Origin of the sequence: Streptomyces wedmorensis (assembly GCF_000716445.1) — a bacterium.
Classification (GTDB): domain Bacteria; phylum Actinomycetota; class Actinomycetes; order Streptomycetales; family Streptomycetaceae; genus Streptomyces; species Streptomyces wedmorensis.
Map to the genome: position 1 here is coordinate 1 of NZ_JNWK01000197.1, position 284 is coordinate 284.

Sequence of the window (284 nt, forward strand, 5' to 3'; positions counted from 1 at the left end):
CTCTACGACGACTCCGACGTCGAGAAGACCCTGGCCTTCCTCGACCCCGTCCCGGTCGGTGAGGAGGTCGAGATCATGGCCGGCACGCGGCTGACGCTCCACCACGGCGGACACATCCTCGGCTCGGCATGGGCCCACCTCACGCTGGAGGACGGCCACACCCTGGCCACCTCCGGGGACCTGGGCCGCCCAGGGCACCCGCTGCTGCCGCCGCCGGAACCGTTCTCGGGCGCCGACACGCTGCTCATGGAGTCCACCTACGGCGATCGCCACCACGACCAGGA

General features: G+C 71.1%; 1 pseudogene. It reads left to right on the forward strand.

Annotated features, from left to right (window positions below):
- Positions 1–284, forward strand: a pseudogene (locus tag OO54_RS41085) (MBL fold metallo-hydrolase); the annotation flags it as partial.